Source organism: Streptomyces mutomycini (genome assembly GCF_001700505.1).
In the GTDB taxonomy this organism is placed as follows: Bacteria; Actinomycetota; Actinomycetes; order Streptomycetales; family Streptomycetaceae; genus Streptomyces; species Streptomyces mutomycini.
On the sequence record NZ_MAPV01000251.1, the window covers coordinates 1 to 13,191 of the forward strand.

The 13,191-nt window shown below is 69.2% G+C and carries 8 protein-coding genes; 1 reads left to right on the forward strand and 7 read right to left on the reverse strand.

The annotated features are described in order from the left end of the window. Positions 1-58: 58 nt before the first annotated feature. From topA to BFF76_RS28560, 7 genes are all read right to left on the reverse strand, one after another. Positions 59-2,947, reverse strand: a complete 2,889-nt coding sequence (gene topA / locus BFF76_RS28530; RefSeq protein WP_065849370.1) for a type I DNA topoisomerase — start codon at positions 2,945-2,947, stop codon at positions 59-61. A gap of 279 nt (positions 2,948-3,226) precedes the next feature. After that, complete coding sequence (locus tag BFF76_RS28535) at positions 3,227-3,424, reverse strand: hypothetical protein (protein ID WP_031090916.1); 198 nt, start codon at positions 3,422-3,424, stop codon at positions 3,227-3,229. A 408-nt stretch (positions 3,425-3,832) separates the two neighbouring features. Continuing rightward, on the reverse strand, positions 3,833-5,335 hold the full coding sequence (locus BFF76_RS28540) for a DUF7059 domain-containing protein (protein ID WP_053929455.1): 1,503 nt from the start codon (positions 5,333-5,335) through the stop codon (positions 3,833-3,835). Positions 5,336-5,553: 218 nt separating this feature from the next. Beyond that, a complete protein-coding gene (locus BFF76_RS28545; protein WP_031090910.1) occupies positions 5,554-6,180 on the reverse strand; it encodes a hypothetical protein in 627 nt (208 codons plus the stop codon). Between the two features lie 294 nt (positions 6,181-6,474). Continuing rightward, entirely contained in the window at positions 6,475-8,922 is a 2,448-nt protein-coding gene (locus tag BFF76_RS28550; RefSeq protein WP_031090908.1) for a sodium-translocating pyrophosphatase, read from the reverse strand. A gap of 608 nt (positions 8,923-9,530) precedes the next feature. Beyond that, entirely contained in the window at positions 9,531-9,980 is a 450-nt protein-coding gene (locus BFF76_RS28555; RefSeq protein ID WP_065849371.1) for an ATP-binding protein, read from the reverse strand. Between the two features lie 205 nt (positions 9,981-10,185). Continuing rightward, complete coding sequence (locus tag BFF76_RS28560) at positions 10,186-10,539, reverse strand: STAS domain-containing protein (RefSeq protein ID WP_003967428.1); 354 nt, start codon at positions 10,537-10,539, stop codon at positions 10,186-10,188. 79 nt (positions 10,540-10,618) lie between these two features. On the opposite strand from BFF76_RS28560, the gene BFF76_RS28565 reads away from it, so the two are divergent. Beyond that, the gene (locus tag BFF76_RS28565) at positions 10,619-13,108 is read left to right on the forward strand and encodes a DEAD/DEAH box helicase (RefSeq protein WP_079122521.1); all 2,490 of its coding nucleotides are present in this window, start codon (positions 10,619-10,621) and stop codon (positions 13,106-13,108) included. The last annotated feature ends 83 nt before the right edge of the window (positions 13,109-13,191 follow it).

Genomic DNA, 13,191 nt, shown 5'->3' on the forward strand with positions numbered 1-13,191 from the left:
AGGGGCAACCGTTCACCGCACGGCGCGGTGGTCGGCTTCTCACTGCCGGCGCCTGCGTTCAGCTCTCCTCGGGCGAAGCAGAAGCCGTCTTCTTCGCCGTGGCGGTCGCCGCCTTCTTCGCCGGCGCCTTCTTGGCGGCAGTCGTCTTCTTCGCGGCTGTCGTCTTGGCGGCGGTCGTCTTCTTGGCGGTCGCCTTCTTGGCCGTCGTCGCCTTCTTGGCCGTCGTCGCCTTCTTCGCGGTCGCCTTCTTGGCCGGAGCCTTCTTGGCCGTCTTCTTCTTCGCCGGCCCCTTGGCCCGCTTCTCGGCAAGCAGCTCGTAGCCGCGCTCCGGCGTGATGTCCTCGACGCTGTCGTCGGTCCGCAGTGTCGCGTTCGTCTCGCCGTCCGTGACGTACGCGCCGAACCGGCCGTCCTTCACGACCACCGGGGCACCGCTCACCGGGTCAGTGCCCAGCTCCTTCAGCGGCGGCTTCGCTGCGGCCCGCCCGCGCTGCTTCGGCTGGGCGTAGATCGCGAGGGCCTCTTCGAGCGTGATGTCGAAGAGCTGGTCCTCGGACGTCAGCGAACGCGAGTCCGTGCCCTTCTTCAGATACGGCCCGTAGCGGCCGTTCTGCGCGGTGATCTCGACGCCCTCGGCGTCCTCACCGACCACACGGGGCAGCGACATCAGCTTGAGCGCGTCGGCAAGCGTCACCGTGTCGAGCGACATGGACTTGAAGAGCGAAGCCGTCCGCGGCTTGACCGCGTTCTTGCCGGTCTTCGGGGTGCCCTCGGGCAGCACCTCGGTGACGTACGGGCCGTAGCGCCCGTCCTTCGCGATGATCTGGTTACCGCTGACAGGGTCGGTGCCGAGCTCGAAATCGCCGCTCGGCTTGGCCAGCAGCTCCTCCGCGAGCTCCACGGACAGCTCGTCGGGCGCCATGTCCTCCGGCACGTCCGCGCGCTGGTGGCCCTCGGAGTCCTTCTCGCCGCGCTCGATGTAGGGGCCGTAGCGACCGACGCGGAGCTTGATGTCGTTGCCGACGGGGAACGACGAGATCTCGCGGGCGTCGATCGCGCCCAGGTCGGTCACGAGCTCCTTCAGGCCGCCGAGGTGGTCCCCGTCGCCGTTGCCCGCATCGGAGGCCGCGCCGGCCCCGGCCGTGTCGTCGCCCGCGCCGAAGTAGAAGCGCCGCAGCCACGGCACGGACTGGGCCTCGCCCCGCGCGATGCGGTCGAGGTCGTCCTCCATGCGGGCGGTGAAGTCGTAGTCGACTAGCCGGCCGAAGTGCTTCTCCAGCAGGTTGACCACGGCGAACGAGAGGAACGACGGCACCAGGGCCGTCCCCTTCTTGAACACGTAGCCGCGGTCCAGGATCGTCCCGATGATGGAGGCGTACGTCGACGGGCGGCCGATCTCGCGCTCTTCGAGCTCCTTGACCAGCGAGGCCTCGGTGTAACGGGCCGGCGGCTTGGTGGCGTGGCCGTCGACCGTGACCTCCTCGGCGGTCAGCGCGTCACCCTCGGCGACCTGCGGAAGACGGCGCTCACGGTCGTCCAGCTCGGCGTTCGGGTCGTCCGCGCCCTCTACGTACGCCTTCATGAAGCCGTGGAAGGTGATCGTCTTGCCGGACGCGGAGAACTCGGCGTCGCGGCCGTCGCTCGCCCGGCCACCGATCTTGACGGTGACGGAGTTACCGACGGCGTCCTTCATCTGGGAGGCGACGGTCCGCTTCCAGATCAGCTCGTAGAGCCGGAACTGATCACCGGTGAGCCCCGTCTCGGCCGGGGTGCGGAAGCGGTCGCCGGAGGGGCGGATCGCCTCGTGCGCCTCCTGCGCGTTCTTGACCTTCCCGGCGTACGTGCGGGGCTTCTCCGGCAGGTAGTTCGCCCCGTACAGCTGCGTGACCTGCGCCCGGGCCGCGGAGACCGCGGTGTCCGAGAGGGTCGTGGAGTCCGTACGCATATAGGTGATGAAGCCGTTCTCGTACAGCTTCTGCGCCACCTGCATCGTGGCCTTCGCCCCGAAGCCCAGCTTCCGGCTCGCCTCCTGCTGGAGGGTCGTCGTGCGGAAAGGGGCGTACGGCGAGCGACGGTACGGCTTCGACTCGACCGAGCGGACCGCGAACGTGGAGTCGGCGAGCGCGGCGGCCAGGGCGCGGGCGTTGGTCTCGTCCAGGTGCAGCGTCTGGGCGGAGCCCTGCTTGAGCAGCCCGTCGGGACCGAAGTCGCGGCCCTGGGCGATGCGGCGGCCGTCGACCGCGCTGAGGCGGGCGGTGAGCGTCGAGGGGTCGGAGGTGTCACCGGTGCGCCCGGTGGCGAACGTGCCGGTCAGGTCCCAGTACTCGGCGGAGCGGAAGGCGATGCGCTCGCGCTCCCGCTCGACGACGAGACGGGTGGCGACGGACTGCACGCGGCCCGCGGAGAGCCTCGGCATGACCTTCTTCCACAGGACCGGCGAGACCTCGTAGCCGTAGAGGCGGTCGAGGATGCGGCGGGTCTCCTGGGCGTCGACCATGCGCTGGTTGAGCTCGCGCGGATTGGCGACGGCGGCCCTGATCGCGTCCTTGGTGATCTCGTGGAAGACCATCCGATGGACCGGGACCTTGGGCCTGAGGACTTCCTGCAGGTGCCACGCGATGGCTTCGCCCTCGCGGTCCTCATCGGTGGCGAGGAAGAGTTCGTCGGATTCGGCGAGGAGCTGCTTCAGCTTCCTGACCTGGGCTTTCTTGTCTGCATTGACGACGTAGATCGGCTGGAAGTCGTTCTCGACGTCCACGCCGAGGCGGCGTACCTCACCGGTGTACTCGTCCGGCACCTCGGCGGCGCCGTTCGGCAGGTCGCGGATGTGCCCGACGCTCGCCTCGACGACGTATCCGGGGCCGAGATAGCCCTTGATCGTCTTCGCCTTGGCAGGCGACTCGACAATGACGAGTCGGCGGCCTGCGGTCTCGCTGGTCGGGGACAACTTCGCTCTTCTCTCCGGTCGGCACTCGTGGGCATCCGGGCAGTGCTCTGCGCTGCCTGCGGTGCTGTCGCTGCGGAGTGTGACGGTACAACCCGCCCCCGTGTCAAACGGCAAAAGCCCGCAACGGCCACTCGAACGGTAACCCGACTTCCGCCATTCCTGCCGCCCGGACCGTCCGGTCCGCGCCTCGCAGTGCTGTCGCCTGCGGGTTTCGCGGTCCCGCCGGGGAACCGTGCGGGACGGCTGTCCGGTGCCCACAGCCCCTGCCACAGAAGTGGATCAGATGCGGGTGAAGCACCACACGCCGAGGACGAGGAAGAGTACGCCGAAGAGCGTGGCGAGAGCGGTGGAGGCGACGGGGCTCACACCGAGCGCCACCGGCGCGCGCTGGATGGTACGCGCTCCCGTCCAGACGAGGAGGGCGGCGCCGAACAGTGCGAAGGCCGCACCGGCGAAGACGGCGGTGACACTCTCCATGTCCGTACCCCTCACGCTCTTCCGCTCGGCTGCCGCTTAGGCGCTCGTACACGGCCGCGCCTGCCGTGGCTCCCATACCGTCGCGCAGTGCGGGCGGCTCGGCAGAGGCGAGACTGCCACGCCGGGGCGTCGGCGGCGCGAACCTGTGATGAACACCGTGCGGCCGCCCCGGGAACTACCCCGAGCGGAATCCTCAATCCGCACCGGAGGCGTCTGAGAGCAGGGAAAGAATCGCTGGTCAGAGGGGTGTCTTATACCGGACGGCACAGCTCGGGCACGCAGGAACGGAGGACGTCGACACCGGGGTTGCCTGCGTACCCGGGGAGCCGGCAGCCGCAAGGGCCGACGGCATCGCACGGCACACGCCCCAGAAGGGTCGCGGCATCGCCGCGGTGACACGGCGCCGCGTCACCGCAGGGGCTCCAGGAAGCCTTCCTCCACCAGCAGCCGGATCGCCTGCGGGGTCCGGTCGCGCAGCAGCACCGGGTCCTCGGCCATCAACTGGGCGATGGCGTCAAGAATGCGGCCCGCGGGCAGCGAACCGTCACACACGCCCGCGAACCCGGCTCCGACGGCGTCGACCTTGGTCGCCCGGCGCATCCCGCGGTGCTGACGCAGCACCACATGCTCGGGGTCCTCGGCGCCCGGCAGCCCGACCTGCTCCTGCACGACCTCCTCGGCCAGAGTGAAGTGCGCGGCGAGGAGGGCCGCGTCGTCGTGTTCCCGCAGATAGTCCTGCCGTGCGAAATGCGCCTCGACGGCCGGCCCGAGTGGCTGCTCCACCGCGTGCGGCCACTCCTCGGCCACGAGCGAGGGACGGCCCGCGGCCGCCGCGGACTTGCGGAGCGTGATCCAGCCGAAGCCGACGGCCTTGGTACTGCGGGCCTCGAACTCGTCCAGCCACGCCTCGTACCGCTCGGTGTAAAGGGCGGGGTCGGTGCGGTGGTCACCGCTGTCGCGCAGCCAGAGCTCGGCGTACTGCGTGACGTCCTGCACCTCACGCTGCACGATCCAGGCGTCACAGCCGGCGGGCACCCAGGAGCGCACCCGGTCCTGCCATTCTTCACCGTCCACGTGCTGCCAGTTGGCGAGGAACTGCGCGTACCCGCCCTCGTTGAGCCGGTCCCCGGCCTGCTGCACGAGGGTCCGGCACAGATCGTCACCGCCCATGCCTCCGTCGCGGTACGTCAGCCGGGCACCGGGTGAGATGACGAAGGGAGGGTTGGACACGATCAGGTCGTACGTCTCGCTGTCGACCGGTTCGAAGAGCGAGCCTTCCCGCAGGTCCGCGGGAGCCGCTCCGGACAGGGCGAGGGTCAGGCGGGTGAATTCCAGAGCACGCGGGTTGACGTCCGTGGCCGTGACCCGGGTGGCGTGCTGGGCGGCGTGCAGCGCCTGGATGCCGGAGCCCGTACCGAGATCGAGTGCGGAGGCCACGGGCCTTCGTACGGTGATCCCGGCGAGCGTGGTGGACGCTCCGCCGACACCGAGAACAACGCCTTCCTCATGCGAGCCGATGCCGCCGGCCCCGCCGACCGCACACCCCAGGTCGGAGACGATGAACCAGTCCTGCCCCTCGGGCCCGCCGTAGGGCCGTACGTCGACGGTCGCTCTCACGAGGTCGCCTTCGCGGACCACCCAGCCGTCCCCCAGGCACTCCTCCAGCGGGAGCGCTGCGTCGGCAGCGGCAGCCGGAACAGGCCGCTGCAGCAGGAAGAGCCGCACGAGCGTGTCGAGCGGCGAATCCCCACGGGTGGCCCGGAGCGCCGGGACGGTCTCGCTGCGGGCGAGCGCGGCGTACGCGGGCGCGCCGAGCCGTTCGAGGAGGCCATCGGCCGTGAAGGCGGCGGCGATCAGGGCTTCGCGAAGCCGGTGGGCGCGGTCGGATGCGGGGAGGCTGGTCGTACTCACCCCACCATTGTGGCCGCTACCGCCGACAACGGCAGCGGCCCGGCGCCCACGAGGGACGGCCGGGCTGCTGCGAGGGGGCCCGCGCGCTGCCGCGGCATGCCGTTTCGCGAAGTGCCAGCCGCTACGGCTCGGCGCCGTTCACGGCATGCGGCGGTGCGGACTTCGCGCCGGCAAGGCTGCGCGCAGGCCGTCGTGGCGGGCCCCTCTCCCTGCCGCCTCTACGACTTCCCGCTCGCCGAGGCCGAAGGCGATGCGGACTTCGACGCCGGGGCGGACGGGCCGGAGGCGGGGGGAGCCGAGGCCGTCGGCTTCTGACAACCCTTCTGCTTCGCCATCGCGGAGCCGACCTCGCCGGACTGAAGTTTGTTCAGCGCCTGGTCACCGTTGTTACTGATCTTTGTCAGTTCGTCGGCGAGGCCGTTGAGACTGTCCGCGAACTTCGCCTGGTCCTTGGTGTCGAACTCGTCGACCTTCGTCTTCAGGTCCGCGTAGGACACGGAGGCGGCGTTGAGCTCCTTCACGGCCTCCTTCTGCGTGGTCTCTCCGCCGTCCACCGGCGGAGCACCCGCTGACTGCACGGCCTTGCCCAGCTCCTTGTACGCCTGCGAGATCTGCTGGAAGGCGGCCGAGTCGGTCTTCTGGACGTCCGCGGGCTTGCTCTGGTCGTCCGTCTGCTGCTCGATCGCGGCATTGGCGTTCGCGATCTTCTGCAACTGCGGCTGAACCTGGTCGCAGAACTTCTTCGCCCAGTCGTTCACCTTGTTGTCGCTGTCGTCGCTGCAGCCCGACAGCGTCAGTACGAGTACCGCACCGCCGGACAGTGCGGCTGCAAGCTTCTTGTTCACCGGATTGGGTCCCTTCCAAGGCTCTCGGCCCCGGAACTTACACGCCAAGTGGGCGACAATCAGGTGCCGGGTATCCGATATGCATTCCTTTGCAGCCATTTGCACCAAGGAGAATGAGGGAGATACAACTCACCTGTACACGGGAACGCCGGCACGGTCCCGCTTCTGTGACCGGCGATCGGCCTCCGCGTGGTGTCCGCGTGGCGGAGTGACGGACGACACGTCAGAACACGCCGCCCGCCGCCTCGCTGAGCCGGTGTCACCTACTCGCGGGCGCCTGCATGACCGGGCGCCTCACGAAACAGCAGCAGGCCCGGTGGACCGGGCGGGTCCGCCGCCTCCCTCGTCGTCAGTGCCACCACCCGTTCCGTCGTCGTCACCCACGGCGATACCCCGTCGCTTCGACACATGGACCGCGCCGATGATGACGATGACGGCGATGGCGGCCACCACGGACCGCACCGCCGCGCTCGCGTCATCGCCGTAACTGAACTGCACCACCGCGGGGGCGATGAGCAGCGCCACGAGATTCATCACCTTGAGGAGCGGGTTGATGGCCGGGCCCGCCGTGTCCTTGAACGGGTCCCCGACCGTGTCTCCGATGACTGTCGCGGCATGGGCCTCGCTGCCCTTGCCACCGTGGTGACCGTCCTCGACGAGCTTCTTGGCGTTGTCCCACGCACCACCGGAGTTGGCGAAGAAGACGGCCATCAGTGTGCCGGTGGCGATCGCGCCCGCGAGGTACGAGCCGAGGGCCCCCACCCCCAGGGTGAATCCCACCGCGATCGGCGCCAGAACGGCGAGCAGCCCGGGCGTGGCGAGCTCACGCAGCGCGTCCTTGGTGCAGATGTCGACGACGCGGCCGTACTCCGGCTTCTCCGTGTAGTTCATGATCCCGGGATGCTCCCGGAACTGGCGTCGTACCTCGTGGACCACGGCCCCCGCCGAACGGGAGACCGCGTTGATGGCCAGCCCGGAGAAGAGGAAGACGACCGCGGCTCCGAGGATCAGGCCGACCAGGTTGTTCGGCTGCGAGATGTCCAGGCTCAGCCCCAGCTCACCCGTCCTGGCCCCCACGTCGTCGACCGCTGTGGCGATGGCATCCCGGTACGAGCCGAAGAGCGCGGACGCCGCGAGGACGGCCGTGGCGATCGCGATGCCCTTGGTGATGGCCTTGGTGGTGTTGCCGACGGCGTCCAGGTCCGTGAGGACCTGGGCTCCCGCGCCCGTGACGTCCCCGGACATCTCGGCGATGCCCTGGGCGTTGTCGGAGACCGGCCCGAAGGTGTCCATGGCGACGATGACGCCCACGGTGGTGAGCAGGCCGGTCCCCGCCAGGGCCACGGCGAAGAGCGCCAGCATGATCGACGTGCCGCCGAGCAGGAAGGCCCCGTAGACGCCGAGGCCGATCAGGAGCGCGGTGTAGACCGCCGACTCCAGACCGATGGAGACCCCCGCGAGCACGACGGTCGCCGGGCCGGTCAGCGAGGACTTCCCGATGTCCCGGACCGGGCGCCGGCTGGTCTCGGTGAAGTAGCCGGTGAGCTGCTGGATCAGGGCTGCGAGCACGATCCCGATGGCCACGGCGCCGAGAGCGAAGACGCGCGGGTCACCGGCATGCGAGGTGATGGCACCGTCGGTGACCCCGCCCAGCTCGGCGTAGGAGGACGGCAGGTAGACGAAGACCGCCACCGCTACGAGGACGAGCGAGATCACGGCGGAGAGGAAGAATCCGCGGTTGATGGCGCTCATACCGCTGCGGTCGGCGCGCCGGGGAGCGACTGCGAAGATCCCGATCATCGCCGTGACCACCCCGATCGCTGGAACGATCAGCGGAAAGGCGAGCCCCGCGTCCCCGAAGGCGACCTTGCCCAGGATGAGCGCGGCCACGAGCGTCACGGCGTACGACTCGAACAGGTCTGCCGCCATGCCCGCACAGTCACCGACGTTGTCACCCACGTTGTCGGCGATGGTGGCGGCGTTGCGCGGGTCGTCCTCGGGGATGCCCTGCTCCACCTTGCCCACCAGGTCGGCACCCACATCGGCGGCCTTGGTGAAAATGCCGCCTCCGACCCTCATGAACATGGCGATCAGCGCGGCACCGAGGCCGAAACCTTCCAGCACCTTGGGCGCGTCGGAGGCATAGACGAGCACCACGCAGGAGGCTCCGAGCAGGCCCAGGCCCACCGTGGTCATGCCGACCACACCGCCTGTACGAAAAGCGATCTTCATCGCTTTGTGCGAAACGGTGGTGAGATCCTTCTCCGGTTCCCCCTCGGCCGGAGTCGCCTCACGTGCGGCGGCGGCCACGCGCACATTGCTTCGGACGGCGAGCCGCATACCGATGTATCCGGTGGCCGCCGAAAATAGCGCACCCACCAGGAAGAACAGCGAGCGCCCCGCACGCTGCGACCAGTTGTCGGCCGGAAGCAGCAGTAGCAGGAAGAACACGACGACGGCGAAGACACCGACGGTACGCAGCTGGCGGGCCAGATAGGCATTCGCGCCTTCCTGGACTGCCGCCGCGATCTCTTTCATACGTTCGGTACCCTCGCCCGCCGCCAGCACCTGGCGTACGAGCAGCTGGGCCACGACAAGCGCGGCAAGGGCGACGACCGCGATGACAACGACGATCAGCCGGTTGCCATCGGTGAGTACTGCGGCTGCGAGTGCGGTGGAGCGGTCGGAAGGTACGGAAACGTGCGCCAGTTCTGCCATTGGGGTGTTGAAGAACTCCGCCATACTTCCTCCTTGACGCTGAGCGCTCAAGACGTGGAGGGATTGTAGGGAGCGAACCCTGATCAAAACAGTGGGTGGTCAATGAAATCGGCTTTCGTCCACCCAATGGCAAATGATCTCGCTCGCTTGAACCCGAATGCAGTAACGGGCAGACATGCGCCACGTTCGGAATTTCCGAGATCATTGATCAAGCACACAGAGAAAGGCGCTGCTCAGCAGGGCCCGACAACGTCGCCACTTCTACCGCTCGCGGGTCGCGGGTCGCGGGTGGCAGGATCACGAAGTTGCGAGGGGAGAGACGGGGCTTGCGAGAGGCGTGGGCGTGACCCGCGCGAGGAGCAGGGAAGATGCCTGCGTGGACATGGGGCGCGCTGCGCGAGGCAACACCATCCGAGGCGTCCGAGGCGCGAACTTCGCCGCGCAGGAACTGCGGCTGGTGGCTGATGCGGCTGCGCAATAAGCGGCGCGCACGGGGCCGGCGGAACGCACCAGGTGAGGATGGGCACCGGACGTTGTGGGCCACTGAGCGTCCTGGGCCACCAGGAACGGGAGCCTGGGGGGCCACCGGGCGAAACGGATCGCCAGGCGCTGGGGACACCGGGCGCTGTGGATCAGGGAAGCAGCACGGCCGGAGCCGTCGGCCAGGTCATACGGATCACTCCACCGTCCGCACCCGTACGGACTTCCACGTCATCGACCAGGCCGCTGATGACCGCAAGGCCCATCTCGTCCTCAATGTCGACATCGGTCTCCGCTGCGTCGGGATTTCCGGCGCCGGGCGCTCCCGACGCCGAGGCACCGCTGCCCGGGGCGGTAAGCCCGTCGCCTACCTCGATGGAGAACGCCTTCTCCTCCTCGGTCAGAACAACCGTGACGGGGGCGACGATGCCATGGCTCCGATGCAGCCCTACGGCGCGGCTGCACGCCTCGCCGACCGCGAGTCTGACCTCGTCGAGCACCGCTTCGTCCACACCGGCCCGGCGTGCCACGGCGGCTGCCACGAGGCGGGCCGTCCTGACGTGTTCGGGCTGAGCGCTGAAGCGGAGTTCAACGGTTGGCATGTCATCCCCCTCAAACGTTCGGGCGTGCGTCTCAGGGGCCCGGGCGTGGCGCCCGGTACCCCTGCACTCACTCTCCTCCGGAAACCGGCGAAGCCGACAGCCGACCACATGGTCGACCGTCTGCTCATGGCGGCCCGTCTGCTGCCGCCTGCCGGTCTGTCACTGCGTGCCTGCCGGCCTGGGAACTGCCGACCTGCACCGACGGTCAGTCGGTCGCCGCGACAGCCTCGTCGACCGTGGTGTGAATGGGAAACACCTTGGTCAGGCCTGTGATCCGGAAGATCTTGAGAATGCGCTCCTGGTTGCACACCAGTCGCAACGAGCCCTCATGGGCCCGGACACGCTTCAGGCCGCCCACAAGCACGCCGAGGCCGGTGGAGTCGAGGAAGTCGACGCCTTCCATGTCGACAACCAAGTGGTAGCTGCCGTCATTCACCAACTCGACCAACTGCTCGCGCAGCTTGGGCGCGGTATACACATCAATCTCGCCACCGACCTCGACGACCGTACGGTCGCCACCAGGGCCGGACACATTGCGAGTCGACAGGGACAGGTCCACGGATCCTCCAGCACCTTGCTATCGAGCGGTCGCCCCTCGGTCTCCCCGACGGAGGCCAGGGGACGGATCGCCAGCCGCGATGGCATTCAATCACTTACCAGCAGCCATGCACGACGCCTTGGGACCATTGTCGGTCATGCCGGTGACACACTCGGTGCCGATGGCCAAGAATCACCGCCCCAGTCGACCACCCGAGAGCGCAGGCTCGCGCCCCTCTCCCACGGTGGTTCTCGACCGGCTCGCCGCAGCGGCGGGCCGGGCAGCGCGCATCACTCATACGGAGCACCTGCCCCCTCGTGCGGGAACCCATGCCACCTGGCCGGACCGCATCCGGCCAGAAGTCGTCTCGGCGATCGGACGGGCCGGAATCGACCATCCGTGGACGCACCAGGCCGCCGCCGCCGAGCACGCCCTGGACGGCGAGTCCGTAGTGATCGCCACAGGGACGGCATCCGGTAAGTCGCTCGCCTACCTCGCCCCGGTGCTGAGTACCCTCCTCGACGGCTCCGAGGCCCCTGACGGCCGCGGCACCACCGCCCTGTACCTGTCCCCGACCAAGGCCCTGGCCGCCGACCAGCGCCGCGCGGTGAAGGCGCTCGCCGCGCCCCTCGGTACCGCGATCCGTCCGGCGGTCTACGACGGGGACACGCCTTTCGAAGAACGTGAATGGGTACGGCAGTACGCCAATTACGTTCTGACGAACCCCGACATGCTGCATCGTGGCATCCTCCCGTCCCACCCCCGCTGGGCCTCCTTCCTCCGCTCCCTGCGCTTCGTCGTCATCGACGAGTGCCACACCTACCGGGGCGTCTTCGGCTCCCACGTCGCCCAGGTACTTCGGCGGCTGCGCCGCGTCTGCGCCCGCTACGGATCCGATCCCGTCTTCCTCCTCGCCTCCGCCACCGCAGCACAGCCCTCGGTCGCCGCGGGCCGTCTCACAGGCCTCCCCGTCAAGGAGGTCGCCGACGACGCCTCGCCCCGGGGAGAACTGGTCTTCGCCCTCTGGGAGCCGCCGCTGACCGACCTGCACGGCGAGAAGGGGGCTCCGGTACGCCGTACCGCCACGGCCGAAACCGCCGACCTCCTGACCGACCTGACCCTCCAGGGCGTGCGTTCGGTCGCCTTCGTACGCTCCCGGCGTGGCGCCGAGCTCATCTCCCTCATCGCCAAGGAGCGGCTCGCCGAAGTCGACCGCTCGCTGCCTGGGCGCGTCGCCGCCTACCGCGGCGGCTACCTGCCCGAGGAGCGCCGGGCCCTGGAACGCGCGCTTCACTCCGGGGACCTGCTGGGACTGGCCGCCACCACCGCCCTGGAGCTCGGCATCGACGTCTCGGGCCTGGACGCCGTGGTCATCGCCGGCTACCCGGGCACCCGCACTTCCCTCTGGCAGCAGGCCGGCCGCGCGGGACGCTCGGGGCAGGGCGCCCTCGCCGTTCTGGTGGCCCGGGACGATCCGCTGGACACATTTCTCGTCCACCACCCCGAGGCGCTGTTCCAGCAGCCCGTGGAGTCGACCGTCCTGGACCCGGACAACCCCTACGTCCTGGCCCCGCACCTGTGCGCCGCGGCTGCGGAGCTCCCCCTCACGGAAGCGGACATCGCCCTCTTCGGCCCAGCGGTACCCGAACTTCTGCCGCAACTGGAGGCTGCGAAGCTGCTGCGCAGGCGGCCGACGGGGTGGCACTGGACCCGCCGTGAACGCGCCGCCGACCTCACCGACATCCGCGGCGGGGGCGGCCGTCCGATCCAGATCGTCGAGGAAGGCACCGGGCGGCTGCTGGGAACCGTGGACGAATCAGCCGCGCACACCGCCGTCCACGAGGGTGCCGTCCACCTGCACCAGGGCCGCACCTACCTGGTCCGGACACTGGATCTGGAGGATTCGGTGGCACTGGTGGAGGAAGCCGTACCGCCCTACTCGACCAACGCCCGCGACACGACCGCGATCGCCGTGCTGGAGACCGATACCGAGATTCCGTGGGGCGACGGCCGTCTCTGCTTCGGCTCCGTCGAGGTCACCAACCAGGTTGTCTCCTTCCTGCGCCGCAAGCTGATCACCGGAGAGGTCCTGGGTGAGACCAAACTCGACCTGCCGCCCCGAACCCTGCGTACCCGTGCCGTGTGGTGGACGGTCACCGAGGACCAACTCGATGCCGCACGGATCAGCCCGGAGATTCTCGGAGGTGCCCTGCACGCCGCCGAGCACGCCTCCATCGGGATGCTGCCGCTCTTCGCCACCTGCGACCGCTGGGACATCGGTGGTGTCTCCGTTCCCCTGCACCCCGACACGCTCCTTCCCACGGTGTTCGTCTACGACGGCCACCCAGGTGGGGCCGGCTTCGCGGAGCGCGCCTTCCACACGGCCCGCACATGGCTGACCGCGACGCGCCAGGCCATCGCCTCCTGCGAGTGCGAAGCGGGCTGCCCGTCCTGCATCCAGTCCCCCAAGTGCGGCAACGGCAACGAACCACTGCACAAACGGGGCGCCGTACGCCTCCTGACCGAACTGCTCAGGACCGCGCCCCCGGGCCCCGGGGAGGGCCATCCGGCGACGAGCGTGGAGGGGTAGCGGCCCGAGAGCCCTGGGGGCTGAGGCCTCACGCCCCCCGGCTCCCGGCTTTTCGGTCCCCGGCTCCCCACGCTCCCCCGGCA

What these genes read in the sequence shown, in the direction of transcription:
- BFF76_RS28535 (WP_031090916.1), bottom strand. Translation starts at nt 3,424, where the DNA reads ATGGAGAGTGTCACCGCCGTCTTCGCCGGTGCGGCCTTCGCACTGTTC.
- BFF76_RS28550 (WP_031090908.1), bottom strand. Translation starts at nt 8,922, where the DNA reads ATGGCGGAGTTCTTCAACACCCCAATGGCAGAACTGGCGCACGTTTCC.
- BFF76_RS28555 (WP_065849371.1), bottom strand. Translation starts at nt 9,980, where the DNA reads ATGCCAACCGTTGAACTCCGCTTCAGCGCTCAGCCCGAACACGTCAGG.
- BFF76_RS28565 (WP_079122521.1), top strand. Translation starts at nt 10,619, where the DNA reads ATGGCATTCAATCACTTACCAGCAGCCATGCACGACGCCTTGGGACCA.